Raw genomic sequence first — 26,747 nt, forward strand, 5'->3', positions numbered from 1 at the left:
TTACGGCCTTGTAGTAGAAACAGAATTAACAAACCACTGCTGAATGTTGCTCATCGCAGCATGCGAGGTGTCGAGGATCGGCTGCGGGAAGAAGCCCAACAGCACCAGCAGCACCACCAGCAGCAGGATGATAGACAGTTCACGCAGGGACATCCCCGGCAGTTCTTTCGCCGCGATTTCGCTTTTCGCTTTACCGAAGTAAGCGCGATGCAGCATCGACAGCGAGTAAACGGAAGCGAATACCAGACCAAAGGTCGAGATAACAGTGATCACCGGCACCACTTTATAGCTGCCGAACAGGATCATAAATTCGCCGACAAAGTTACCGGTGCCCGGCATCCCCAGGGTGGCGACGGCGAAGAACATTGACATTGCCGGCAGCCATTTAATTTTGCTCCACAAACCGCCCATCTGACGCATATCGCGGGTGTGCAGACGTTCGTACAGCTGGCCGCACAGAATAAACAGACCGGCCGCGGACAGACCGTGGGCGATCATCTGAATCACCGCCCCCTGATAAGCCAGCTGGCTACCGGTGTAGATAGCAATCAGCACGAAACCCATGTGGGAAACGGAGGTATAAGCGATCAGACGTTTGATATCGGTCTGGGCGAAGGCCATCCACGCGCCGTAGAAGATACCAATCACGCCCAGCCACATGGCGATGGGCGCAAACTCGGCGGAGGCGTTCGGGAACAGCGGCAGCGCAAAGCGCAGCAGACCGTAGGCCGCGGTTTTCAGCAAGATGCCCGCGAGGTCGACGGAACCGGCGGTCGGCGCCTGGGAGTGGGCGTCCGGCAGCCAGCCGTGCAGCGGTACCACCGGCATTTTCACCGCGAAGGCGATGAAGAAGCCCAGCATCAGCAAGTATTCCACGCCGTGGGACATCGGCGTTTTCAGCAGATCTTCATAGTTGAAGGTCCACACGCCGGTGGCGTTGAAGTGGACGAAGGCCAGCGCCAGAATGGCGATCAGCATCACCAGACCGCTCGCCTGGGTATAGATGAAGAACTTGGTGGCCGCCGTGATACGCGTTTTACCGTCAGAGGCTTTGTGCCCCCACAGCGCGATCAGGAAGTACATCGGCACCAACATCATTTCCCAGAAGAAGAAGAACAGGAACATGTCGATGGCGAGGAATACGCCGATGACGCCGCCCAGGATCCACATCAGGTTGAGGTGGAAGAAGCCCTGGTATTTTTCGATTTCGCGCCAGGAACAGAGCACCGCCAACACGCCGAGCAGGCCGGTCAGCACCACCATCAGCAGCGACAGACCGTCAATCGCCAGATGGATGCTAATGCCGAAACGTGGGATCCACGGCAGCACGAATTCCGACTGCCACTGCGGAATACCCGCGGATTGCGTCAGAGAATAGCCGCCCTGCATCCACAGCTGCAGGCCAAGCACCAGCGTCAGTCCCATGGTAATCAGCGCAATCCAGCGCGGCATTTTCACGCCAAAGCGTTCAGTCTGCCAGCACAGGAAGCCGCCGATAAAGGGGATTAATATTAGCCAGGGTAATAACATGGCGATTTTTATTCCTTGTTAAAGTCCCGTTCAGGACCGATTTTCAACGAATTCGACTACATTCACGTTTGAGTGCGGTTTGTTGTGTCGGGTGGCGCTTCGCTTACCCGACCTACGGTTTCGTAGGCCCGGTAAGCGAAGCGCCACTGGGCAAAACCGCGCGCTCAAATCAACGCAGTACCATCAGCAGAGCCAGCACCACCACCGCGCCAATGCTCATTGAAGCCACATACCAGCGCAGATAGCCGTTCTCGCTCACCAGCAGACCTTTGCCTGCGAAGCGGGACAGAATCGCCGGGATATTCATCAACGAGTTCAGCGGATCGCTCTTCAGCAGCCAGGCAATGCCGAGGAATGGTTTCACGAACACTTTGTCGTATAACCAGTCGAAGCCCCAGGCATGGAACCACCAGGTACCGAAGAAGCGGCCAGGCGCGCTGTTGGCGATGGAGGTCACCAGGGTACGTTTACCCAGCCACAGCCATGCGGCGATCAGGATGCCGGCAATCGCGATAATCCCGGAGGCAATTTCCAGCGTCATGACACTACCGTGCGCAAGCTCAGTGGTCTGCGGCAGTACACCCTCCAGTGGCGGCACAATCAGCGCGCCAACGAAGGTGGACAGCACCAGCAGCACGATCAGCGGCAGATGATGGGTAATTCCCTTCCCTGCGTGCGCGTGAATTTGCTCTTTGCCGTGGAACACGATGAAAATCATACGGAAAGTGTACAGCGAGGTCATAAAGGCGCCGACCAGGCCCGCCACCATCAGATTGATATGGCCGTTGGCCATCGCGCCTGCCAGAATCTCATCCTTACTGAAGAAGCCTGCGGTGATAAGCGGCAGAGCGGACAGCGCCGCGCCCCCCACCAGGAAGCAGACATACACCAGCGGAATAGATTTGCGCAGACCGCCCATTTTGAAGATGTTCTGTTCGTGATGGCAGGCCAGAATGACCGAACCAGACGACAGGAACAGCAGCGCTTTAAAGAACGCGTGGGTCATCAGGTGGAAAATCGCCGCATCCCATGCCTGTACGCCCAGCGCGAGGAACATGTAGCCAATCTGACTCATGGTCGAGTAAGCCAGCACACGTTTGATGTCGGTCTGCACCAGCGCGGCGAAGCCTGCCAGCACCAGCGTTACCGCACCAACGATACCCACCAGATGCAGCACTTCCGGCGTCATCAGGAACAGGCCGTGGGTACGGGCAATCAGGTACACGCCCGCGGTCACCATGGTGGCGGCGTGGATCAGCGCGGAGACCGGCGTCGGGCCAGCCATCGCATCGGCAAGCCACGTTTGCAGCGGCAGCTGAGCGGATTTACCGACCGCGCCGCCGAGCAGCATCAGCGTCGCCCACTGCAGCGTGGTGCTGCCATTAGCGAAGTGCTGCGGCGCCAGCTCTACCATTTCACGGAAGTTCAGGGTGCCCAGTTCGTTATAAAGAATGAACAGCGCGAAGGCGAGGAACACGTCGCCGACGCGGGTGACCACGAACGCTTTCATCGCTGCGGCATTGTTCTTCGGATCGGTGTAGTAGAAACCGATCAGCAGGTAAGAACAGAGGCCCACACCTTCCCAGCCGAGGTACATCAACAGCAGGTTATCGGCCAGTACCAGAACGACCATGCTGGCGATAAACAGGTTGGTGTAGGCGAAAAAGCGAGAGTAGCCCTCTTCGCCGCGCATGTACCAGGAGGCAAACATGTGGATCAGGAAGCCGACGCCGGTAACCACAGAGAGCATGGTCAGCGACAGGCCATCCAGCACCAGGTTGAAGCCGATGTTGAAATCACCGACCGACATCCAGTTCCACAGCGGTACGCTGACCGCTTGTTTGCCGTTAGCGAAAAAGTCGACGCCGACGTACGCGGTGACCAGCGCCGCCAGGCCTACCGACCCCATGCCAACGGTGGCGGAAAGGTTTTCCGACCAGCGTCCACGGGAGAAGGCCAGCAGCACAAAGCCAATCAATGGCAAAAGAATGGTTAAGGCAAGCATGTTCATCCACGCAACTCACTTACTGAATCGATGTTCAGGTTCTGGCGGCGACGATGGAGCTGCAGCAGCAGCGCCAGGCCGATACTCGCTTCCGCAGCCGCGAGGCTGATGGCGAGGATATACATTATCTGACCATCTGCCTGGCCCCAGTAGCTACCCGCTACCACAAAAGCCAGCGCGGCGGCGTTAATCATGATTTCCAGGCTAATCAACATAAACAGCAGATTGCGGCGGATCACCAGCCCCGTCAGACCAAGCACAAACAGGATGGCCGCGAGGATCAGTCCATGTGTTAAGGGGATCATGCGTGTTCCTCCGTTTTTCTTTTGTCGCTGTCGTTCAGACGGTTGCTCAGCACCTCACCTGCACGCTCTTCGCGTCCAATGTGGAAGGCGACCACCAGGCCCGCCAGCAGCAGCATGGAGGCCAGCTCCACCGCCAGGACGTACGGCCCAAACAGCGCAATACCCACTTCTTTGGCGTTGATCGCCGCGCCGTCGATACCCTGGTCGTTAATGCCCAGGATAGCGTAAACGATAACCACCAGCAGCACCGCGGAAAGAATGGCCGGGCCAATCCAAATCCCCGGCTGCAGCCATTTGCGTTCCTGTTCAATTTCGCTGCCGCCCAGGTTGAGCATCATCACCACAAAGACGAACAGCACCATAATGGCCCCGGCGTACACGATGATTTCCAGCGCACCAGCAAAGTAAGCGCCCAGCGAAAAGAACACCCCGGCAATCGCCAGCAGCGAAATAATCAGGTACAGCAGCGCATGCACCGGATTGGTGTGGGTGACGACCCGCAAGGTTGCGAGGATGGCTATCAGGCCACAGATATAAAAAGCGAATTCCATTGCCCTCTCCTTACGGTAACAGGCTCTTGACGTCGATTGGCTTAGCTTCGTTTTCCGCTTCACCTTTATCTTTGCCGTCGATTGCCATACCCGCCATCCGGTAGAAGTTATATTCCGGGTATTTGCCCGGACCGGAAATCAGCAGATCCTCTTTTTCGTACACCAGATCCTGACGCTTGTATTCACCCAGCTCGAAGTCCGGGGTCAACTGGATCGCCGTGGTCGGGCACGCTTCTTCGCACAGGCCGCAGAAAATGCAGCGTGAGAAGTTGATGCGGAAGAACTCAGGGTACCAGCGGCCGTCTTTGGTCTCTGCTTTCTGCAGAGAGATACAGCCCACCGGGCAGGCTACCGCACACAGGTTACAGGCAACGCAGCGCTCTGCACCGTCCGGATCGCGGGTCAGCACGATGCGGCCGCGGTAGCGCGGCGGCAGATAGACCGGCTCTTCCGGATACATCCGGGTTTCACGTTTGGCGAAGGCATGCAGGCCAATCATCCAGATACTACGGACCTGGGTGCCGAACCCCACCAATAATTCTTTTAAGGTCATGTTCAATTCACCCCTTATTGCGCCTGCCAGAGAATGACAGCCGCCGTTACCAACAAGTTGACCAGCGTTAACGGCAGGCATACCTTCCAGCCAAAGGACATTACCTGGTCATAGCGCGGACGCGGTAATGATGCGCGGATCAAAATGAACATCATCATGAAGAACGCGGTTTTCAGCGCGAACCAGATGAAAGGAGGTAACCACGGGCCATTCCAGCCGCCGAAGAACAGCGTGACGATCAGCGCTGAAACGGTGACGATACCAATGTATTCACCCACGAAGAACAGACCGAATTTCATGCCGGAATATTCAATGTGGTAACCATCGGCCAGTTCCTGCTCCGCTTCCGGCTGGTCGAACGGATGACGGTGACACACCGCCACGCCGGCGATGGCGAAAGTCACGAAGCCGAAGAACTGCGGGATGACGTTCCACAGATGCGCCTGGTTGTTGACGATATCGGTCATATTGAATGACCCCGCCTGCGCCACCACGCCCATCAGGGACAGACCGAGAAACACTTCGTAGCTCAGGGTCTGCGCGGAAGCACGCATCGCCCCCAGCAGCGAGTATTTGTTGTTACTCGACCAGCCGGCGAACAGCACCGCATAGACCGCCAGGCCTGCCATCATCAGGAAGAACAGGATGCCGATGTTCAGGTCAGCCACCACCCACGTCGGGCTGACCGGCACGATAGCGAAGGCCAGCAGCAGCGAGGTAAAGGCGATAACCGGCGCCAGAGTAAAGATCACGCGATCGGAGAAGCGCGGGATCCAGTCCTCTTTGAAGAACATCTTGATCATGTCGGCGACCAGCTGCAGCGAACCGCCCCAGCCCACGCGGTTAGGTCCGTAGCGGTTCTGGAACAGACCGAGCAGACGACGCTCGCCGAAGCTCATGAACGCGCCACAGGTGACGACCACCAGCAGAATGACCACGGCCTTCAGGATGCTTAACAGAATGTCGATAAGATCCGGCGTTAACCAGCTCATGCTTTCGCCTCCTGCAGTGAATCAATACGCGATCCGGTCAGCACCGGCGCAATGCCCGGCATGCCCATCGGTAAGCCAACCTGTCCGGCGGTCAGGCCTTCAGAGATAACCAGCGGCAGACGCAGGGTCTGGCCTTCCACGCTAAAGGAGAGCATTGCCCCCGCGTTAACGCCCAGCTTCGCGGCATCCACCGGGTTCAGCTTGATGTACGGCTCAGGCATCCGGCTCTCGAACACCGGCGCGCGCTGAGACAGCTCATCGCTGCCAAACAGATGGTAGTACGGCGCGATACGCCATTTGCCCTCTTCCGCCTGGAAGCTGGCCGGCACCGCGGTGAAATACTCCAGCCCGTTGGCGGACGCTTCAAACAGTCGAACGCCCGGATCGCCATGACGCAGTTTCCCGCCCACTTCATCCTGGAACTTGTTCCATGCCTGCGGGGAGTTCCAGCCCGGCGCCCAGGCGAACGGGATCTGCGAACGTGGTGCGGACGGCTGATTGTTCCCTTCCATTGAGAAGGCGAACATCGTGTCTTTATCCTGCGGCTGACGCGGCTCATGCACGCTGATGTTGGCGCGCATCGCCGTACGGCCGCTGTAGCGGTGCGGTTCACGCGCCAGCTTCTGACCGCGAATGCGGAAGGTCGCATCCGGCGCGGCATCTTTAATGCCTGCCAGCTGCGGCAGTGCGGTAATCGCCGCATCGATGACATGGTCCAGCTGCGTCCAGTCAACCTGACGGTTGTTGACGGTGCTGTGCAGCGAATGCAGCCAGCGCCAGCTCTCCAGCATCACGGTTTTCGCGTCGTAGTAAGCCGGGTCGTAGACCTGGAAGAAACGCTGAGCGCGGCCTTCGTTGTTCACCACGGTCCCGTCGCTTTCCGCGAAGCTTGCAGCAGAGAGCACCAGGTGCGCTTTGTCCATAATCGCGGTGCGCTGATGGTCAACCACCATCACCAGCGGGGCTTTCGCCAGCGCAGCGTCAACGCGCGCAGCGGAAGCATGACGGTGAAGGTCGTTTTCCAGCACGATAACCGCGTCGGCGGCGCCGCTTTCCAGTTCGTCCAGCGCCTCTTCAAGTGAGCCGCCGCCGATCATGCCCAGACCGACGCTGTTCACCGCGCGGGCGACCATGGTCACGCCGACGTCGGCGCCGCGGCCTTTCAGGGCTTTTGCGACGTTAGCGGCGGCCTGGATGATCTCCATGCTGCCGGCGTTGGTTCCGGAGATAATCAGTGGTTTTTTCGCCCCGGCCAGCGCCTGAACGATAACATCGACTTTACCCTGCAGGTCATGGCTCAGGCCATCAACCGCCGGCGCGCTGTCATCCAGCGCATGGGCGATAGCGAAGCCCAGACGCGCCTGATCTTCCACCGGCGCGCGATAGGTCCACGCCGCGATGTCATCCAGGCGAGTGTCGTCGATATTAGTGACAAATAACGGATGCTTCGCGCGCTGTCCGATGTTGAGAATTGCCGCAATCTGCCAGTCGGCCACTTTCTGCGCCGCCGCCATTTCGCGAGCTTTCCCTTTCACCGCCTGGCGTACCGCCAGGGCAACGCGCGCGCCGGTCTGAGTAATATCTTCGCCCAGCACCAGTACCGCATCGTAGGATTCGATATCGCGCAGCGTCGGGGTATGGATCCCGCCTTCGCGCAGCACTTTGAGCATCATCTGCAGGCGCGCTTGTTCGCCTTTAGCGATGCCGGTATAGAAGTTTTCGCTACCGACCAGCTCACGCAGCGCGAAGTTGCTTTCAATGCTGGCGCGCGGAGAACCGATACCAATGACTTTCTTCGACTGGCGCAGGATATCCGCCGCCCCCTGCATCGCCTGTTCGGCGTTGAGCGCGATCAGATCGTCGCCACGGCGCTGAACCGGCTGACGCGGACGATCTTTGAGGTTTACGTAGCCATAGCCGAAACGACCGCGATCGCAGAGGAAGTAGCGGTTAACGGTACCGTTATAGCGGTTTTCGATACGACGCAGCTCGCCATAGCGTTCGCCAGGGCTGATGTTACAGCCAATGGAACACTGCTGGCAGATGCTCGGCGCAAACTGCATGTCCCACTTACGGTTGTAACGCTCAGAGTGCGTTTTATCGGTGAAGACGCCGGTCGGGCAAACTTCAACCAGGTTACCGGAGAACTCGCTTTCCAGCGTGCCATCTTCCGGGCGGCCAAAGTAGACGTTGTCATGAGCGCCATAAACGCCCAGATCGGTGCCATCGGCATAATCTTTATAGTAGCGAACGCAGCGGTAGCAGGCGATGCAGCGGTTCATTTCGTGAGAAATAAATGGCCCCAGATCCTGGTTGCGGTGGGTACGTTTGGTGAAACGATAGCGGCGGAAGCTATGACCGGTCATGACCGTCATATCCTGCAGGTGGCAGTTGCCGCCCTCTTCGCAGACCGGACAGTCGTGCGGGTGGTTGGTCATCAGCCACTCCACCACGCTTTCGCGGAACTGTTTCGCTTCGCCGTCGTCAATAGAAATAAAGGTGCCGTCGGATGCCGGAGTCATACAGGACATCACCAGGCGACCACGCGTGTCTTCCGCGTTCTGATATTGCTTCACCGCACACTGGCGGCAAGCACCGACGCTCCCTAGCGCCGGGTGCCAGCAAAAGTAGGGAATATCAAGACCAAGAGAGAGACAAGCCTCTAGCAGGTTGTCCGCCCCGTTGACCTCGTATTCTTTGCCGTCTACATGAATCGTAGCCATTTGCGTGCTTCCAAAAATAAAAAACCTTTAGATTACCAGCGCGTCTTAAGCAGGTTCGGCTGAATACCGTTAATTGCATGGGTATTGCTAAACTGCTGCTTAATGCCAGCCTCGAATTCTTCGCGGAAATACTTGATCGCGCTCTGCAGCGGTTCGACCGCACCCGGCGCGTGTGCGCAGAAGGTTTTACCCGGCCCGAGGAATCGACAGAGTTGCTCAAGCGTTTCGATATCGCCAGGCTGGCCTTCGCCGCGCTCCAGGGCGCGCAGGATCTTCACGCTCCACGGCAGTCCATCACGGCACGGCGTACACCAGCCGCAGGACTCGCGGGCAAAGAACTCTTCAAGGTTGCGCACCAGCGAGACCATGTTGATCTCGTGGTCAACGGCCATCGCCAGCGAGGTGCCCAGACGGCTGCCCGCTTTACCAATGCTTTCGAACTCCATCGGCAGATCGAGGTGCGCTTCGGTCAGGAAGTCGGTCCCTGCCCCACCCGGCTGCCAGGCTTTAAACTTCAGGCCATCGCGCATGCCGCCGGCGTAATCTTCGAGGATCTCACGCGCGGTAGTGCCGAACGGCAGCTCCCAGACGCCCGGATTCTTCACCCGGCCGGAGAAGCCCATCAGCTTGGTGCCAGCATCTTTGCTAGTGGAAATGTTCTGGTACCACTCGACGCCGTTGGCGAGGATCGCCGGCACGTTGCACAGGGTTTCCACGTTGTTGACGCAGGTCGGCTTGCCCCACACGCCGGAGCTCGCCGGGAACGGCGGCTTGGAGCGCGGGTTAGCACGGCGACCTTCCAGGGAGTTGATCAGCGCCGTCTCTTCACCGCAGATATAGCGCCCTGCCCCGGTGTGCACGAACAGTTCGAAGTCAAACCCGGTGCCAAGGATGTTTTTCCCCAACAGGCCCGCTTCGGTGGCTTCGGCAATCGCGCGACGCAGATGCTGTGCCGCTTCGATATATTCGCCGCGCAGGAAGATGTAGCCGCGGTACGCTTTCAGCGCAAACGCGGAGATCAGCATGCCTTCCACCAGCAGGTGCGGCAGTTGCTCCATCAGCAGACGGTCTTTATAGGTGCCCGGCTCCATTTCGTCGGCGTTACACAGCAGGTAACGGATGTTCATGGATTCGTCTTTCGGCATCAGGCTCCACTTCAGACCCGTGGAGAAGCCCGCGCCGCCGCGCCCTTTCAGGCCAGCGTCTTTTACCGCATTAACGATTTCATCCGGCGCCATCCCGGTCAGGGCTTTACGTGCCCCTTCGTAACCGTTTTTGCTGCGATACTCGTCCAGCCATACCGGCTGCTTGTCGTCGCGCAGACGCCAGGTGAGCGGATGCGTTTCCGCAGTACGAATTACGGTTTTCATTTGTACTGCTCCAGCAGGTCAGGAATTGCCTCCGGCGTCAGATGACTGTGAGTGTCCTCATCAATCATCATGGTCGGTCCCTTGTCGCAGTTGCCCAGGCAGCAGGTCGGCAGCAGCGTGAAGCGGCCATCGAAGGTGGTCTGCCCTGGCTTGATATTGAGCTTCTTCTCAATCGCAGCCTGAATACCCTGATAGCCGGTAATGTGGCACACCACGCTGTCGCAGTAGCGGATCACGTGACGGCCAACCGGCTGGCGGAAAATCTGACTGTAAAATGTTGCCACGCCTTCGACGTCGCTGGCCGGGATCCCCAGCACATCGGCGATCGCATAGATCGCGCCATCCGGCACCCAGCCGCGCTGTTTTTGGACAATTTTCAGCGCTTCGATGGACGCCGCACGCGGGTCTTCGTAGTGGTGCTTCTCGTGCTCAATAGCCTCACGCTCAGCCGCACTCAGCTCAAAAGCCTCGGTTTGTGGTTGTTGATTCTCGTGCATAATTAGCGGTCCACGTCTGACATAACAAAATCGATACTACCCAGATAAACGATCAGGTCGGATACCAGGCTGCCGCGGATCGCCGACGGGATCTGCTGCAGATGCGCAAAGCTCGGCGTACGCACGCGGGTACGGTAGCTCATGGTGCTGCCGTCGCTGGTCAGGTAGTAACTGTTAATCCCTTTGGTCGCCTCAATCATCTGGAAGGATTCGTTGGCCGGCATCACCGGGCCCCACGATACCTGCAGGAAGTGGGTGATCAGGGTTTCGATATGCTGCAGCGTGCGCTCTTTCGGCGGCGGCGTGGTCAGCGGATGATCCGCTTTGAACGGGCCTTCCGGCATATTATCGAGGCACTGCTGAAGAATGCGCAGGCTCTGGCGCAGCTCTTCGACTTTCAGCATCACACGGGTGTAGCAGTCAGAAACGCCACCGCCGGTCGGGACTTCGAAGTCGAAGTTTTCGTAACCAGAATAAGGACGCCATTTACGCACGTCGAAGCCGATACCGGTGGCGCGCAGGCCTGCGCCGGTGGTGCCCCACTCCAGCGCCTCTTTGGCGGTGTAAGCGGCAACGCCTTTGGAACGGCCAATCAGAATGGTGTTGCGCAGCGCGGCTTTCTCGTAAGAATCCAGACGCTTCGGCATCCACTCGAGGAATTCCCGCAGCAGGCGATCCCAGCCGCGCGGAAGATCGTGGGCAACGCCGCCGATGCGGAACCACGCCGGGTGCATACGGAAACCGGTGATCGCCTCCACCAGATCGTAGATTTTCTGCCGGTCGGTAAAGGCGAAGAAGACCGGCGTCATCGCGCCGACGTCCTGAATAAAGGTCGAGATATACAGCAGGTGGCTGTTGATGCGGAACAGTTCAGACAACATCACGCGGATCACGTTGACGCGATCCGGCACGGTGATCCCGGCCAGTTTTTCCACCGCCAGCACGTACGGCATCTCGTTGACGCAACCGCCGAGATATTCGATGCGGTCAGTGTACGGGATATAGCTGTGCCAGGACTGGCGTTCGCCCATCTTCTCGGCGCCACGATGGTGGTAACCGATGTCCGGCACGCAGTCGACGATCTCTTCGCCATCCAGCTGCAGAATAATACGGAATGCACCGTGGGCAGACGGGTGGTTCGGACCGAGGTTGAGGAACATGAAGTCCTCGTTGTCGGTGCTGCGCTTCATGCCCCACTCTTCCGGTTTGAAGGTCAACGCTTCCATCTCCAGATCCTGCTTGGCTTTGGTCAGCTCAAACGGATCGAATTCGGTAGCGCGCGCCGGATAGTCTTTACGCAGCGGATGGCCTTCCCAGGTCGGCGGCATCATGATGCGGCGCAGATTCGGGTGGCCATCGAAGGTCATGCCAAACATTTCCCAGGTTTCACGCTCATACCAGTTGGCGTTGGGGAACAGTTTGGTGAAAGTCGGCAGATGCAGATCGTTTTCAGACAGCGCCACCTTGAGCATGATGTCGCGGTTGCGGTCGATAGAAATCAGATGATAGAAAACGGAAAAATCCGCGGCGGGCAGGCCATCGCGGTGCGTGCGCAGACGTTCGTCCATGCCGTGCAGGTCAAACAGCATCACGTAAGGCTTCGGCAATTTCTTCAGGAAATCACCCACCTCAAGCAGTTGCTCACGCTTCACCCACACCACTGGTACGCCGGTGCGGGTTGGCTGAACGGTAAAGGCATCCGGCCCAAAGCGGTTGCGCAGTTCGCCGATCACCGGGTCATCGAGGTGATCGCGGGTTTGCCAGGCTGGTGCGGCGTCATGCGCGGTTAAATCGGTCATATTGTTCACCATTGCAAAAGGTCCGTGGTGACTGCCGGGCGAGACTTCGCGTTGTTGTAGATTGATTTGCGAAGTGGTATTCCCGCCCGCAGGCGCAAATTAAATCTCGTCCGGCGTCCGCAGATTGGTCACTGCAATACGTTCGCCGCGTTTACGCTCGCGTTCCGACTGCATATTGGCGCGATAAACGCCCTGATCGCCAACCACCCATGAGAGCGGACGACGTTCTTTACCAATGGACTCCTGCAGCAGCATCAGCGCCTGCATGTAGGCCTCCGGACGCGGCGGGCAGCCCGGGATGTACACATCGACCGGAATGAATTTATCCACGCCCTGGACGACAGAATAGATGTCGTACATGCCGCCGGAGTTAGCGCAGGCGCCCATGGAGATCACCCACTTCGGCTCCAGCATCTGATCGTACAGACGCTGAATAACCGGCGCCATTTTGGTAAAGCAGGTTCCAGCGACCACCATCAGGTCCGCCTGACGCGGAGAGGCGCGCAGAACTTCTGCCCCAAAACGCGCAACGTCATGCACCGCAGTGAATGACGTCACCATTTCCACATAACAGCAAGAAAGGCCGAAGTTATACGGCCAAATTGAGTTCTTACGGCCCCAGTTCACCATGTCATGCAGCGCGTGCTCGAGTTTCCCCATATACACGCTTTTGTTGACTTCCTGCTCCAGGGGGTCGGTGACGATCTCCTGTTTCTGCAGGGGGTAACGGTCGTTCTCACCGTTAGGATCTATGCGGGTGAGCGTATAATCCATCTTATTGCCTCGCTTTTACTGCATATGACGGTTAGTGGGACTGTCTGTTTCCGGATTAACCAGCGTGCGACGGGAACGCGCAGGCGTCCAGTCCAGTGCGCCGATGCGAACGAGATAAACCAGACCAGCCAGTAGCACTAAAATGAAAATTGCGGCTTCCACAAAGCCGACCCAGCCGCTCTCGCGGATAGAAGTCGACCATGCGTAGAGATACAGGGCTTCCACGTCGAAGATAACGAAGAACATGGCAACCAGATAAAACTTCGCAGAAAGACGTAAGCGGGCCGAACCAACGGAGTCGATCCCCGATTCAAACGGCGTGTTTTTGCTACGCGCGCGCGCGCGACCGCCAAGGTACCAGCCGCCGACGAGCATGAGGCAGCACAGGCCGATAGCGATGATGAGAAATATAGCGAATGCCCAATGATGAGCGATGACTTCAGTGGATGTTGACATACGCATTGCTTAACCAAAAAAGTGTAGCGCCAAAACCCTCTGCTCTTACTGGCAGATGAACGCCACAGCGTTTCACGGGAGGAGTAAAAAAAACCGTGCAAAAAAGCGTCCCTGGTTGATGTGAGAAGCCCAGATGCCGTGGCTTTTTACCCCTTTCTTTAACCTTTTGTCAACTTTAACAAAAGTTTTCATAACATTAATTTACATTGGAATCTTTTCATTAACATTAAATGCCCTTTTATGCGAAATAACCTTGCATACTGTTCGGTTTTAGTGTTGTTGAATCGTGTCCGTTTCCGTCGTAAATCAAAAATCCCTTCTATTTTGACAGGATTTAGCCTCGATTCCTCCCCCCAAAGAGGGGTATTTTCTTGATCTGTGACACGGTTTTGTTAATTACCCTAGGAAATCGGCAACAATCCGTCCGGTTTTTTAACATTAGCAGGAAGTGTTGAAAGTGCAGGGAAAAGTCGACAAGGTGAGCGCTCGGTCACGCCAATACGCTGATTTTTCAGGAAAGAAATAAAAAAAACATTCAAAACATCAATAATAGTGCAAAAAAAAGAGCCACCAGGCGGGAAACCCTCCCCTGAGGCTCTTTTTGCCCACTTACATTCTGTTACCAGTTTTTGTGATCTTTGTTAGCAAAATTGCCCTCACAAAATGAAGGTGTTATCTCCCTCTTCCGGGGTAAGTGCCGGCCCCGTTCGCCAGGGGTCGCTCTCCTGACTCAGCGACTGAAAAATCACCTGCGGCAGCTCGCTCGCTGTCTGTGGATTGCAACTCACCACATACCGGGTATCCGGCAGGCTCGGCAATCCATCGCTGATGCCAGCCACGCGCAAATCGGGGCTCATCATTTCGACGGGTCGCGCGGTGACGCCCAGCCCAGCTTTGACCGCCGCTTTCACCCCGGAGAGAGACGAAGCGCCATGGGCCAGATGCCACGAGACGCGGGCAGCCTCCAGCGCGGCAATAATATCCTGGCGGAATGGACCTGGCTCTTCGAGCAGGATCAGGGGAATAGACTCCCCCTTCGCCAGCACATATTCCGCCGCACAGTACCAGAGGGTCGGTGACGTTCTCAGGGTGAAAGAGGTAAAGCCGGGAGGCTGATGGGTGGTCAACGCCAGATCAATCAGCCCCTCGGCCAGCATCGTCATAATTGCGGCATGAGGATGGACTTTGATCTCCAGCGTCATTCTGGGATAGAAGCAGCCGATGCGGTTTAACAAAAACGGCAGGATGGTATCAGCCGTTTCTTCCGAGGCACCGATGGTCAGTCCCCCCTGCAGGCTGCCATACATTAACGACATGCAGGCCTCATCGTTAAAGCGCAGGATTTTGCGAGCATACCCCAGCAGCTGGATCCCCTGCTCAGTGAGCAGTTTATTACGCCCGTGGCGGGCAAAAAGCTCTTTGCCAACCAGTTGTTCGAGGCGTTGCATTTGCTGGCTGACCGCGGACTGGGTACGACACACTGCGGCGGCGGCAGCGGCGAAGGTGTTCAAATCAGCGACTGCCACAAAGGTGCGCAGCAGATCGAGATCAAGGTTGAGTATCGGACGTGTTGTATTAATCATATTTCTTCACTTACAGGTGGCTAACGCTGACCTGCCTTGTTGATGCTTTACGCCAGGTTTCCGGCTATTCCCTGAGCCTCGTGCTCACCGTCAGATGGCGGATAAACAACTGGACGAACGTTATTACATGCTAAAGTACTCGTCTGGGCAAATGCGCAGAACCACGGAGTAATATATTGTTCGTATTTCTCATTGTTATTTATTACCACAGTCAGTCAGGCGTCATACGTCGCGCCGAAAAACTGGCCAGTGGTGGTGAGAAAGCCTCTCTTCCACCGCACGTTTACGCAGGGAAGGATGAACAACAAAATTCTGCAATAACAATATATTAAGTATCAATTCAACCGGTGTGCTTACCGGATACCACTGATATTAACGGCGATATTCTAACCGATTCCCGTCCTTTTTATAAGCCTAAATAAGGATTAACTCAGATAATTTTAAATTTTTTTCAACATTTTATATAAATTAACAAACCTCAGATTATTACCTGTCAAAAATAATAATAATGCACTCGTACGCTGTTTTTTATTGATATTATTTAACATCCAAATTACAAATGAGCCGATATTGCATTAAGGATAGCGTTTTTTAGCCCACCAACATTCTTCGTTCGCCCCTCTCCCTCACAAACAAACCAGATAAATGATGGCAAAAACGGCATATCGTCTACATATACGACCAAAAAACCACCATAAACAGGTAGAACATACAATCTAAAACCGTAAGCGGCAGATAAATCAATTACGCTTAAAATCCTGTGTTAGCAAAATCTTCTCCTGCAAAGCCTTCAAAACAGCGGGGATGCGGAGTACATTGTTCCGTGCTGACTTCCACGGCAGGGAGTGGCGATAACAGCTAAAAGGTCAAGATTCATGTCCCCCATCGAAAAATCCAGCAAGTTAGAGAACGTCTGTTACGACATCCGTGGCCCGGTTCTGAAAGAAGCGAAACGTCTTGAGGAAGAAGGCAATAAAGTTCTGAAACTGAACATCGGCAACCCGGCGCCATTCGGCTTCGAGGCCCCTGACGAGATCCTCGTCGACGTCATCCGCAATCTGCCTACTGCCCAGGGTTACTGCGATTCGAAAGGGTTGTACTCGGCGCGCAAAGCCATCATGCAGCATTACCAGGCCCGGGGAATGCGTGATGTCACGGTAGAAGATATTTACATCGGCAACGGCGTGTCCGAACTGATTGTGCAGGCGATGCAGGCGCTGTTAAACAGCGGCGATGAGATGCTGGTTCCCGCGCCGGACTACCCGCTGTGGACGGCGGCGGTGTCGCTTTCCAGTGGCAAAGCGGTCCACTATCTGTGTGACGAATCCGCTGACTGGTTCCCGGATCTTGACGATATCCGCGCAAAAATCACGCCGCGCACCCGCGGGATCGTGATCATTAACCCCAACAACCCCACCGGCGCGGTCTATTCCAAAGAACTGCTGCAGGAGATCGTCGAGATCGCCCGGCAGCATAACCTGATTATTTTCGCCGATGAGATCTACGATAAGATCCTCTACGACGAAGCCCAGCATCACTCGATTGCTGCTCTGGCGCCGGATCTGCTGACCGTGACCTTTAACGGACTGTCGAAAACCTACCGTGTTGCCGGATTCCGTCAGGGGTGGATGGTGCTGAATGGCCCGAAAAAACACGCGAAGGGCTATATCGAAGGCCTGGAGATGCTGGCGTCGATGCGTCTGTGCGCCAACGTGCCGGCACAACATGCTATCCAGACGGCGCTAGGCGGCTACCAGAGCATCAGCGAATTCATCATCCCCGGCGGGCGCCTGTATGAACAACGCAACCGCGCCTGGGAGCTGATCAACGATATTCCGGGCGTCTCCTGTATGAAGCCAAAAGGCGCGCTGTACATGTTCCCGAAAATTGACGCCAAACGCTTCAATATTCACGACGACCAGAAAATGGTGCTCGACTTCCTGCTACAGGAGAAAGTACTGCTGGTACAGGGCACCGCGTTCAACTGGCCGTGGCCGGATCATGTGCGCATTGTGACGCTGCCTCGTGAAGACGACCTGGAGATGGCGATCTCCCGCTTTGGCCGCTTCCTCTCCGGCTACCACCAGCTTTAATCGCTCCGCCGCCGGCATTTGCATCCGGCGGCGATCCCTGCGCACAATGGAACCCGATGTTGTCACTGATTAAGGGTTCCTATGAGTCAGAGTCATTTCTTTGCCCACCTCTCCCGCCTGAAACTGATCAACCGCTGGCCACTGATGCGCAACGTGCGCACCGAAAATGTCTCCGAACACAGTCTGCAGGTGGCGATGGTCGCCCATGCGCTGGCGGCAATTAAAAACCGCAAATTTGGCGGCCAGGTCAACGCCGAACGTATTGCCCTGCTGGCGATGTACCATGACGCCTCCGAAGTATTAACTGGCGACCTCCCTACCCCGGTGAAATATTTCAATTCCCAGATTGCCCAGGAATATAAGGCGATTGAGAAAATTGCTCAGCAAAAGCTGGTGGATATGGTCCCTGACGAGCTGCGCGATATTTTCGAGCCGCTGATTGATGAGCATCACTACAGTGAGGAAGAGCAGTCGATCGTTAAACAGGCTGACGCCCTCTGCGCTTACCTGAAGTGCCTCGAAGAGCTGTCTGCGGGTAACAACGAATTTCTGCTGGCCAAAGGCCGTCTGGAAAAGACGCTGGCGTCGCGGCGAAGCGCAGAGATGGATTACTTTATGCAGGTGTTTGTCCCGAGCTTCCAGCTGTCGCTGGATGAAATAAGTCAGGATTCGCCACTGTAATTTTTCAGGCCGGGCAGCGGTTGCGCCCTACCCGGCCTGACACCCTTAAAACGGAAACAGCACCGGGATCAGCAGTACGCAGACCACCATCACCAGTACGGTGAAGGGCACGCCAATCTTCACAAAGTCGCTGAAGGAATACTTACCCGGGCCAAGCACCAGGGTGTTGACCGGCGAGGAAACCGGAGTCATAAACGCCGCCGAAGCCGCCATCGCCACCACCATGGCAAAAGGATAGGGCGACACCCCCATCGACTTCGCCGCTGCCAGGGCTATGGGCGCCATCAGGACCGCGGTCGCGGTATTAGAGATGAACAGGCCTATCGCCGCGCACATTACAAACAGGCAGCCGAGCATCAGATAAGGCCCCTCGCTTCCGGCGACGTCCATCAGTCCCTTGACCACCAGATCTACCCCACCGGTTTTCTGCAGCGCCAGGGCAAACGGCATCATCCCGACAATCAAAATAATGCTCGGCCAGTGGATCGCCTTATAGGCGCTTTCGGCGTTGATGCAGCGGAATTTCCCCATCAGCAGGCAGGCGATGATCGCGGCAATCGGATTGGGAATTTCATCGGTGAGCATCAGGGCTACCATCAGCACCAGACAGAAAATCGCGTGCGGAGCCTGGCTGTGCGCCGGCGAAGCGTCATCCACTTCAACCGGCATATTGAGCACCACGAAATCCCGCCCACGCTTCGCCAGCAGGGCAATTTGCCGCCAGTTACCGACCACCAGCAGGATATCGCCGAGCTGCAGCGGCTCATCGACCACGGAACCATCCATCGCCTCGCCATCGCGCTTCATGCCGACGATATTGAGACCAAACCGGGTGCGGAACGCTATCTCACGCACCGTTTTCCCAATCATCTCCGAATCCGGGATCAGCGACACCTCCGCCATGCCCACATCCAGCGCCTGATCGGCAAAATACTCGCCGCGCAGCACCATCGGCTCGAGCATCTGCTCACCACAGAACTGGCGTAAGTCGACATCGGAGGCGGACATATCGATCAGCAGGACGTCACGGGCGCGGAATTCCGATACCCCGTTGACGTTAACAATCACCCGACGGAACCGCCGCCAGCGTTCGACGCCGATGACGTTGGCACAGTACCGCTCACGCAGTTTTAAATCATCAAGACGCTGGCCGATCATCGGCGAACCAGGACGGATCGCCAGCCGGCGGGCGCGGCCAGTGAGGTGATATTCGCGGATCAGATCGCGGAAGGTGCTTCTTTTACGGCCATCACGCGCGGATTCGCCATTCTCTGTCTTCAGCATAAAGCGCACCGCCAGCATATAGACGATGCCAAGGATCAGCACCACCAGGCCAATCGGCGTGACGCTGAAAAAGCTGAAGCCGTGCAGCCCTTCGCGCAGCAGTTCACTGTTGACCACCAGATTGGGGGGCGTTGCGACCAGGGTCATCATCCCGCTGATAAGCCCGGCAAAGCTGAGCGGCATCATCAGCCGCGAGGGAGAGGTATTCATCCGCGCCGACACGCTGAGCACCACCGGAATGAAAATGGCGACCACCCCGGTTGAACTCATAAACGCACCCAGCCCGGCGACGGTGAGCATCAGGTAAACCAGCATCTTGGTTTCGCTGTTGCCCGCCACACTCACCAGCCACGCCCCCATCTTGGTGGCCACCCCGGTACGAACCAGGCCATCACCGATAATAAACAGGGCGGCAATCAGGATCACGTTAGGATCGCTGAACCCGGAAAAGGCTTCATTCAGCGTCAGCGTGCCGCTGAGGACGAAGGCGACAATGACCATCAGGGCGATAGCATCCATGCGCACCTTGCCGGTAGCAAACAGCACAACCGCGATAGCCAGAAGGGATAAAACCCAAATCAATTCACCGTTCACAACGTTTCCTTGTCACAAGTGGGAGTCGACATAGTGGCATAAAAAAGCCCCGGCAACGCGGGGCGAAATCATACGTTTACGCTTTAAGACGTACATTAACATAGCCGTCCGCCTGGCGTTCGACCACCAGATCGTCCAGGCTGCTCAGCACGAGGTCGGCTTCATCCAGTCGAGGGGCATCGGCAGGCACGTTGACCGCGATGGTGCGACACCCCGCCGCCAGGCCGGACAGCAGCCCCGCCGGCGCATCTTCTACCACCGCGCACTGGTCAGCCGGCAGCCCCAGCCGCTCGGCGCCAAGCAGATAGGCATCCGGCGCCGGTTTCCCGTGTTTCACCTGCTCAGCGGTGATGAAGACCTCCGGCATCGGCAGGCCCGCCGCGCGATGACGCGCATGGGCCACCGGCACTGACCCGGAAGTCACAATCGCCCATGGGATCCCGGTCTCATTGAGGGTATTCAGCAGGGTTAACGCCCCCGGCAGAGCGACAATGCCCTCGATATCAGTGGCTTCAATCTGCTCGAGGAAGCGGAATTCGGCCTGGATATCCTCCTCGCTGCGACCCGGCATGAAATGGCGAATAGAGGTAATGGCCTGCTTGCCGTGAATAAAACTGAGAATTTCATCAGGGTCAATGGCGAAACGATCGCCCCACTTACACCATGAACGCTCCACCACCGGCAAGGAATCCACCAGCGTCCCGTCTAAATCGAACAGGAAACCTTTACACTGCACGGGCACCTCCCTCAGGCATTGATAATTTGGTTAATTTCATTACTGCTCAGGTGATACTGGCGCGGACAGGCGTGCCAGACGCTCAGCATCCGCTGATATTTCTCCCACATCGGGGTCTGCGAGTTAAAGCCATGAGTGCCGGCGTCAAAATGGCTGTAGCGGCCTTCAATATTGACCATAAAGCGAACATAGCCGAGAAAACGCGCTTCGGTGGCGGCATCAAAGCCAAGGAAAGTGACGCGACGCTCATCGATACCCGCCGCGTCTTTCAGGTTGGTCCAGGAGACGTGTAGCGCGTGGTACATCTCCATGATATCGATAACGGTACGGCAGGTTTCTTCCGTCAGCTGGCCAAACTCGCGGTCCAGTTCGCGCATCTGCAACCCATACCCACGCTCAATGATGGTTTGCAGACGACGGTAGCGTTCCGCATTGTCCGGGTCGAGCATCGTCATCATTTTGTACTGATTGGATAAAATCAGACGCTGCGCATTGGTCATTTCCATGTTGTGACTCCTGTAGCACGGTAGGGCGTGAAATAAAGAAGGCGCATAAATCATGCGCCTTCTTTTATATGCGTTTTCCGTAGTGAATTACAAATCATCAAGGAAAGTTTTATCCAGTTGTTTGAAGGCGCGCTTAAGCGTGTCAGCCAGCGCCTGATAATCGGGCTTGCCTTCGACCGGCGCCAGCGCCTGTCCCGCCTCCTGCAGTTTGCCGCGCACTTCGTAGAACCAGTTAAGAATGGAGGGTGGCAACGGCGTGACCGAACGCTTACCCAACCACCATAGTCCCTGCATCGGCAGGCTCAGCGCAAATAGCGCGGTGGCGACCGCAGGACCCAGCTGGCCCCCCAGAGCTATCTGCCAGCACAGCGTAAAAATGGCGATCGGCGGCATGATGCGGGTCGCATAGCGGGTGGCACGAATAATGCGGTTTTCGATAAACACCGGCGCGAGGCGCTTGTCGAGAGGCCAGGTCTTTGCGTAATGCTGCCCGCGGTTGAACAAGCGAAAGAAGCTAACGGGGCGTTTCTCAGGGGTCGACATGGCTTTACCTCAACTTTACATATAAAACTTAAAAAATTCGTGCAAAACACCAACTATGCATGACAACGTTCAAAAGATTTTGGCAAAGGATGCCGCAATCAGGTATCCTGTGCCCGCCTGAAAGGGCGGATAGACTCTTTTGCCAGGCTAGTCAAATTATCGCATATTCTGCCATTGGCTGAAAATTATGCAAAATGGCATAAAATCAAATGTACTTCTCTCATCGTGCCCGAAAACAGAACAAGGCATGATGTTAATCATAAATGTCGAGGTCATCCTGCGCTACGCTAATGACACACTGACGTTTTTTTAGCCACGTATCATAAAAAGGTACTTCCATGTCGAGTAAGTTAGTACTGGTTCTGAACTGCGGTAGCTCCTCTCTGAAATTTGCTATCCTTGATGCCGTTAACGGTGACGAATATCTGTCCGGTTTAGCGGAATGCTTCCACCTGCCGGAAGCCCGTATCAAATGGAAAATTGACGGCGGCAAACAAGAAGCTGAATTAGGCGCCGGTGCCGCGCACAGTGAAGCACTGAACTTTATCGTTAACACTATTCTGGCACAAAAACCAGAACTGTCTGCTCAGCTGACCGCAATCGGCCACCGTATCGTACACGGCGGTGAAAAATACACCAGCTCCGTGGTGATCGACGAATCTGTGATTCAGGGTATTAAAGACGCTGCGTCCTTCGCACCGCTGCATAACCCGGCACACCTGATCGGCATCGCTGAAGCGCTGAAATCCTTCCCGCACCTGAAAGACAAAAACGTGGCAGTATTCGATACGGCATTCCACCAGACCATGCCGGAAGAATCCTACCTCTACGCCCTGCCGTACAGCCTGTATAAAGATCACGGCGTTCGTCGTTACGGCGCGCACGGCACCAGCCATTTCTATGTAACTCAGGAAGCCGCTAAGATCCTGAACAAGCCAGTGGAAGAACTGAACATCATCACCTGCCACCTCGGCAATGGTGGTTCTGTTTCCGCTATCCGTAACGGTAAATGCGTTGATACCTCCATGGGTCTGACGCCGCTGGAAGGTCTGGTGATGGGTACTCGCTCAGGCGACATCGACCCGGCTATCATCTTCCATCTGCACGACACCCTGGGCATGAGCGTTGACGCGATCAACAAAATGCTGACCAAAGAGTCTGGCCTGCTGGGTCTGACCGAAGTCACCAGCGACTGCCGCTACGTGGAAGACAACTACCAGGAAAAAGCGGATGCTAAGCGTGCAATGGACGTTTACTGCCACCGTCTGGCGAAATACATCGGCTCCTACACCGCGCTGATGGACGGCCGTCTCGACGCCGTTATCTTCACCGGTGGTATCGGTGAAAACGCCGCGATGGTGCGTGAACTGTCGCTGGGCAAACTGGGCGTACTGGGCTTCGAAGTTGACCACGAACGTAACCTGGCTGCCCGTTTCGGCAAGTCTGGTTTCATCAACAAAGAAGGCACCCGTCCTGCCGTGGTTATCCCGACCAACGAAGAACTGGTCATCGCGCAAGACGCCAGCCGTCTGACCGCTTAATTCCACACCGCCAGCCATAACCTTCAATAATTCGAGCTGCAGGAAGGCGGCGACGCAGCAAATCCCCGGTCACGTACACAGCGTACGCGACCGGGGTGAGCAAGTAGAGCCAACGCGCATGCAACTTGAAGTATGACGGGTAGCTGGTGGTGCTGTTTTGTATCCCGCCTGATACTGGCGGTAACGAAAGAGGATATACCGTGTCCCGTACTATCATGTTAATTCCTACCGGTACCAGCGTAGGCCTGACCAGCGTCAGCCTCGGTGTGATCCGTGCTATGGAACGCAAAGGCGTTCGTCTGAGCGTCTTTAAACCTATCGCTCAGCCGCGTTCCGGTGGCGATGCGCCAGACCAGACCACCACCATCGTTCGTGCCAGCTCCTCCACCACCACCGCCGCTGAACCGCTGAAGATGAGCCACGTTGAATCTCTGCTCTCCAGCAATCAGAAAGATGTGCTGATGGAAGAGATCATCGCCAACTATCACGCGAACACCCAGGACGCGGAAGTGGTACTGGTGGAAGGTCTGGTGCCGACCCGTAAGCATCAGTTCGCCCAGGCGCTGAACTTTGAAATCGCCAAAACGCTGAACGCGGAGATCGTCTTCGTGATGTCGCAGGGCACCGATACGCCAGAACAGCTGAACGAGCGTATTGAACTGACCCGCAACAGCTTTGGCGGCGCGAAAAACACCAGCATTACCGGCGTTATCGTCAACAAACTGAATGCACCGGTCGACGAGCAGGGCCGTACCCGTCCTGACCTGTCCGAAATCTTCGACGACTCGTCGAAAGCGAAAGTCGTGAAGATCGATCCGGCTCAGCTGCAGAAAGGCAGCTCCCTGCCAGTGCTGGGCGCGGTGCCGTGGAGCTTCGATCTGATCGCCACCCGCGCGATCGACATGGCGCATCACCTGAATGCCACCATCATTAACGAAGGCGACATCAACACCCGTCGCGTGAAATCCGTGACCTTCTGTGCGCGCAGCATCCCGCACATGCTGGAGCACTTCCGCGCAGGCTCTCTGCTGGTCACCTCGGCAGACCGTCCTGACGTGCTGGTCGCGGCCTGCCTGGCCGCGATGAACGGCGTGGAAATCGGCGCCATCCTGCTGACCGGCGGCTATGAAATGGACGCGCGCATCAGCAAGCTGTGCGAACGTGCCTTCGCCACCGGCCTGCCGGTGTTTATGGTCAATACCAATACCTGGCAGACCTCCCTGAGCCTGCAGAGCTTCAACCTCGAAGTACCGGTTGACGATCACGAGCGCATCGAGAAAGTTCAGGAATACGTGGCCAACTACATCAACGCCGACTGGATCGAATCGCTGACCGCGACCTCCGAGCGCAGCCGTCGTCTCTCCCCGCCAGCCTTCCGCTACCAGCTGACCGAGCTGGCGCGCAAAGCCGGCAAACGCGTTGTCCTGCCGGAAGGCGACGAACCGCGTACGGTGAAAGCCGCCGCTATCTGTGCGGAACGCGGCATCGCCACCTGTGTGCTGCTGGGTAACCCGGATGAGATCAACCGCGTTGCCGCAGCGCAGGGCGTTGAGCTGGGCGCGGGTATCGAAATCGTCGACCCGGAAGTGGTTCGCGAAAGCTACGTGGCTCGCCTGGTCGAACTGCGTAAGAGCAAGGGCATGACCGAAGCAGTCGCTCGCGAGCAGCTGGAAGACAACGTGGTTCTCGGCACCCTGATGCTGGAACAAGACGAAGTCGACGGCCTGGTGTCCGGCGCGGTTCACACTACCGCCAACACCATTCGTCCGCCGCTGCAGCTGATCAAAACCGCACCGGGCAGCTCGCTGGTCTCTTCCGTATTCTTCATGCTGCTGCCGGAACAGGTTTATGTCTACGGCGACTGCGCGATCAACCCGGATCCGACGGCAGAACAGCTGGCGGAAATCGCCATTCAGTCCGCTGACTCCGCGATTGCCTTCGGGATCGAACCGCGCGTAGCGATGCTCTCCTACTCCACCGGTACCTCCGGCGCGGGTAGTGATGTTGAGAAAGTCCGCGAAGCGACCCGTCTGGCGCAGGAAAAACGTCCTGACCTGATGATCGATGGCCCGCTGCAGTACGACGCCGCCGTCATGGCTGACGTGGCGAAATCCAAAGCGCCGAATTCGCCGGTTGCTGGCCGCGCGACCGTGTTCATCTTCCCGGATCTGAACACCGGTAACACCACGTACAAAGCGGTACAGCGCTCTGCCGACCTGATCTCCATCGGGCCGATGCTGCAGGGTATGCGCAAGCCGGTCAACGACCTGTCTCGTGGCGCGCTGGTTGACGATATCGTCTATACCATCGCTCTGACCGCGATCCAGTCAGCTCAGCAGCAGAATTAATTCCCCGCTGAGATAAAAGCAAAAGGCAGCCAGATGGCTGCCTTTTTTCATCACGAGGCGAGCAGCTGTTGCTGCTGCGGGATAGCGAAATTACTCGCCCTCTTCCGCGTCATCATACTCATTACCCGCGTTACGGGTCATCCACAGCGCCAGCGCTTTCAGCGAGTCCGGCGTGAACTCATCGCAGCGGGCAGTGATCTCTTCCGGCGTTAACCAACACACCTCGCTGACCTCTTCTTCCTGCAACGCAAATGGCCCATGCGAGACGCAGCTGAACAGGCTTCCCCAGACGCGACAGAACTTATCTTCGTAATAAAACTGACCGTGATCGGCAAACGGTACTCCCGCGATGCCTAACTCTTCTTCGGCCTCGCGACGGGCAGACTCCAGCAGTTGCTCATCGGCCTGAACGACGCCGCCGGCGGTCGCATCCAGCATGCCCGGATGAAAGTCTTTTGTCTCGGTGCGTCGCTGCACCAGAATTTTTCCCATTCCGTCGTGAACGACGATATAGGTCGCCCGGTGACGCAGGCACTGCGCGCGCATCTGCTCGCGGCTGGATTGTGCTATCACCTCATTGTTTTCATTAACAATATCGACCCATTCTGTGCTTGCCAAATGATTCTGTTCCGCCATCAGGAAACCTTACTTTGAAAGCGCTCTCGCGGCGCGTCTTTATGATTGAGGGCTAAATTACGGGTAAATTGCGACCTCTGCAATAACCTGATTATCATTGAGTGCTAAAACCTGCAGACGCCCCTCATCCAGCAACCCATAGCTGGCGGAATATCCCCCTTTCGGGATACTCACTGAGCCAGGATTAAACAGGTAGATCGCACCGCGTTTTTCCGCGGCCGGAATATGAGTATGGCCATAAGCCAGAACATCACCAGCGTCCAGCGGCGGCAAATTTTCCGGGCTATAAAGATGGCCATGGGTCAGAAACAGGCGGTAGCGTTCGCTGAGCACCTGTTGCCAGGGCGCGGTCATTGGAAAACGAAGCAGCATCTGATCCACTTCGCTGTCGCAATTGCCGCGAACGGCAATAATGCGCTCCGCCACGCTGTTAAGCCGCTCGGCCACCTCCGCCGGCGCATACCCTTCCGGCAGCGCATTGCGTGGCCCGTGATTGAGCACATCGCCGAGAATAATAAGCCACCTGGCGCCGCTTTGCGCGAACCGTTCAAGCACGCGTTCCGTAGCGGGCAGCGAACCATGAATATCGGAGGCAAACATCAGTTTCATAGATTCCATCTCCACTGGTTACGATGCCACTATGATAG

23 protein-coding genes are annotated in these 26,747 nt (G+C 56.6%); 4 read left to right on the top strand and 19 right to left on the bottom strand.

Going from position 1 to position 26,747, the window contains the following annotated elements; translation table 11 throughout:
• The 13 genes from nuoM to CWM58_RS12705 form a co-directional block, all read right to left on the bottom strand.
• Positions 1–1,530 carry an NADH-quinone oxidoreductase subunit M gene (gene nuoM / locus CWM58_RS12635; RefSeq protein ID WP_061153795.1) on the bottom strand — a complete coding sequence of 510 codons (1,530 nt, stop codon included), beginning with the start codon at positions 1,528–1,530 and terminating at the stop codon, positions 1–3.
• A 169-nt stretch (positions 1,531–1,699) separates the two neighbouring features.
• On the bottom strand, positions 1,700–3,541 hold the full coding sequence (gene nuoL, locus CWM58_RS12640) for an NADH-quinone oxidoreductase subunit L (protein WP_008803949.1): 1,842 nt from the start codon (positions 3,539–3,541) through the stop codon (positions 1,700–1,702).
• Entirely contained in the window at positions 3,538–3,840 is a 303-nt protein-coding gene (gene nuoK, locus CWM58_RS12645; protein ID WP_002913148.1) for an NADH-quinone oxidoreductase subunit NuoK, read from the bottom strand. The genes nuoL and nuoK overlap by 4 nt, the downstream gene beginning before the upstream one ends.
• Positions 3,837–4,391, bottom strand: coding sequence for an NADH-quinone oxidoreductase subunit J (gene nuoJ / locus CWM58_RS12650; protein ID WP_061153793.1), 555 nt, complete (start codon positions 4,389–4,391; stop codon positions 3,837–3,839). The genes nuoK and nuoJ overlap by 4 nt, the downstream gene beginning before the upstream one ends.
• Positions 4,392–4,401: 10 nt before the next feature.
• A complete protein-coding gene (gene nuoI / locus CWM58_RS12655) occupies positions 4,402–4,944 on the bottom strand; it encodes an NADH-quinone oxidoreductase subunit NuoI (protein WP_008803948.1) in 543 nt (180 codons plus the stop codon).
• 14 nt (positions 4,945–4,958) lie between these two features.
• Positions 4,959–5,936: an NADH-quinone oxidoreductase subunit NuoH gene (gene nuoH / locus CWM58_RS12660; protein WP_002913156.1), complete on the bottom strand. Its 978-nt coding sequence runs from the start codon at positions 5,934–5,936 to the stop codon at positions 4,959–4,961.
• Positions 5,933–8,659: an NADH-quinone oxidoreductase subunit NuoG gene (gene nuoG / locus CWM58_RS12665; protein WP_100681049.1), complete on the bottom strand. Its 2,727-nt coding sequence runs from the start codon at positions 8,657–8,659 to the stop codon at positions 5,933–5,935. Before nuoG ends, nuoH begins: the two co-directional genes overlap by 4 nt.
• A 32-nt stretch (positions 8,660–8,691) precedes the next feature.
• On the bottom strand, positions 8,692–10,029 hold the full coding sequence (gene nuoF / locus CWM58_RS12670) for an NADH-quinone oxidoreductase subunit NuoF (RefSeq protein WP_061153791.1): 1,338 nt from the start codon (positions 10,027–10,029) through the stop codon (positions 8,692–8,694).
• A complete protein-coding gene (gene nuoE / locus CWM58_RS12675; RefSeq protein WP_002913160.1) occupies positions 10,026–10,526 on the bottom strand; it encodes an NADH-quinone oxidoreductase subunit NuoE in 501 nt (166 codons plus the stop codon). The genes nuoF and nuoE overlap by 4 nt, the downstream gene beginning before the upstream one ends.
• Before the next feature lie 2 nt (positions 10,527–10,528).
• A complete protein-coding gene (nuoC, locus tag CWM58_RS12680; protein WP_074387942.1) occupies positions 10,529–12,337 on the bottom strand; it encodes an NADH-quinone oxidoreductase subunit C/D in 1,809 nt (602 codons plus the stop codon).
• An 87-nt stretch (positions 12,338–12,424) separates the two neighbouring features.
• Complete coding sequence (nuoB, locus tag CWM58_RS12685; protein ID WP_002913178.1) at positions 12,425–13,099, bottom strand: NADH-quinone oxidoreductase subunit NuoB; 675 nt, start codon at positions 13,097–13,099, stop codon at positions 12,425–12,427.
• A 15-nt stretch (positions 13,100–13,114) separates the two neighbouring features.
• Positions 13,115–13,561 carry an NADH-quinone oxidoreductase subunit NuoA gene (nuoA, locus tag CWM58_RS12690; protein ID WP_002913181.1) on the bottom strand — a complete coding sequence of 149 codons (447 nt, stop codon included), beginning with the start codon at positions 13,559–13,561 and terminating at the stop codon, positions 13,115–13,117.
• Positions 13,562–14,211: 650 nt separating this feature from the next.
• Positions 14,212–15,138 carry a LysR family transcriptional regulator gene (locus CWM58_RS12705; protein ID WP_061153790.1) on the bottom strand — a complete coding sequence of 309 codons (927 nt, stop codon included), beginning with the start codon at positions 15,136–15,138 and terminating at the stop codon, positions 14,212–14,214.
• An 875-nt stretch (positions 15,139–16,013) separates the two neighbouring features.
• Here CWM58_RS12705 and alaA point away from each other — a divergent pair.
• Entirely contained in the window at positions 16,014–17,231 is a 1,218-nt protein-coding gene (alaA, locus tag CWM58_RS12710; RefSeq protein WP_008803944.1) for an alanine transaminase AlaA, read from the top strand.
• An 81-nt stretch (positions 17,232–17,312) separates the two neighbouring features.
• Positions 17,313–17,912: a 5'-deoxynucleotidase gene (gene yfbR, locus CWM58_RS12715; protein ID WP_002913188.1), complete on the top strand. Its 600-nt coding sequence runs from the start codon at positions 17,313–17,315 to the stop codon at positions 17,910–17,912.
• Positions 17,913–17,957: 45 nt separating this feature from the next.
• On the opposite strand, the gene CWM58_RS12720 is transcribed toward yfbR, so the two are convergent.
• The 4 genes from CWM58_RS12720 to yfbV form a co-directional block, all read right to left on the bottom strand.
• Positions 17,958–19,790 carry an SLC13 family permease gene (locus CWM58_RS12720; protein WP_008803943.1) on the bottom strand — a complete coding sequence of 611 codons (1,833 nt, stop codon included), beginning with the start codon at positions 19,788–19,790 and terminating at the stop codon, positions 17,958–17,960.
• 76 nt (positions 19,791–19,866) lie between these two features.
• Positions 19,867–20,526 carry a sugar phosphatase gene (locus tag CWM58_RS12725; RefSeq protein ID WP_100681050.1) on the bottom strand — a complete coding sequence of 220 codons (660 nt, stop codon included), beginning with the start codon at positions 20,524–20,526 and terminating at the stop codon, positions 19,867–19,869.
• Positions 20,527–20,537: 11 nt separating this feature from the next.
• Positions 20,538–21,032 (bottom strand): YfbU family protein, encoded by a 495-nt coding sequence (locus CWM58_RS12730; protein WP_012540982.1) that lies wholly within the window; start codon positions 21,030–21,032, stop codon positions 20,538–20,540.
• Between the two features lie 87 nt (positions 21,033–21,119).
• Complete coding sequence (gene yfbV, locus CWM58_RS12735) at positions 21,120–21,575, bottom strand: terminus macrodomain insulation protein YfbV (RefSeq protein WP_061153788.1); 456 nt, start codon at positions 21,573–21,575, stop codon at positions 21,120–21,122.
• A 338-nt stretch (positions 21,576–21,913) separates the two neighbouring features.
• Here yfbV and ackA point away from each other — a divergent pair, with 338 nt between their 5' ends.
• On the top strand, positions 21,914–23,116 hold the full coding sequence (gene ackA, locus CWM58_RS12740) for an acetate kinase (RefSeq protein ID WP_061153787.1): 1,203 nt from the start codon (positions 21,914–21,916) through the stop codon (positions 23,114–23,116).
• 200 nt (positions 23,117–23,316) lie between these two features.
• Positions 23,317–25,464, top strand: coding sequence for a phosphate acetyltransferase (pta, locus tag CWM58_RS12745; protein WP_061153786.1), 2,148 nt, complete (start codon positions 23,317–23,319; stop codon positions 25,462–25,464).
• Positions 25,465–25,554: 90 nt separating this feature from the next.
• On the opposite strand, the gene yfcD is transcribed toward pta, so the two are convergent.
• Both yfcD and yfcE read right to left on the bottom strand, forming a co-directional pair.
• On the bottom strand, positions 25,555–26,100 hold the full coding sequence (gene yfcD / locus CWM58_RS12750) for an NUDIX hydrolase YfcD (protein ID WP_012540981.1): 546 nt from the start codon (positions 26,098–26,100) through the stop codon (positions 25,555–25,557).
• 57 nt (positions 26,101–26,157) lie between these two features.
• Positions 26,158–26,709 (bottom strand): phosphodiesterase, encoded by a 552-nt coding sequence (gene yfcE / locus CWM58_RS12755; protein ID WP_061153785.1) that lies wholly within the window; start codon positions 26,707–26,709, stop codon positions 26,158–26,160.
• Between the last annotated feature and the right edge of the window lie 38 nt (positions 26,710–26,747).

This window comes from Klebsiella sp. H-Nf2 (assembly GCF_002806645.1).
Taxonomy (GTDB): domain Bacteria; phylum Pseudomonadota; class Gammaproteobacteria; order Enterobacterales; family Enterobacteriaceae; genus Klebsiella; species Klebsiella variicola.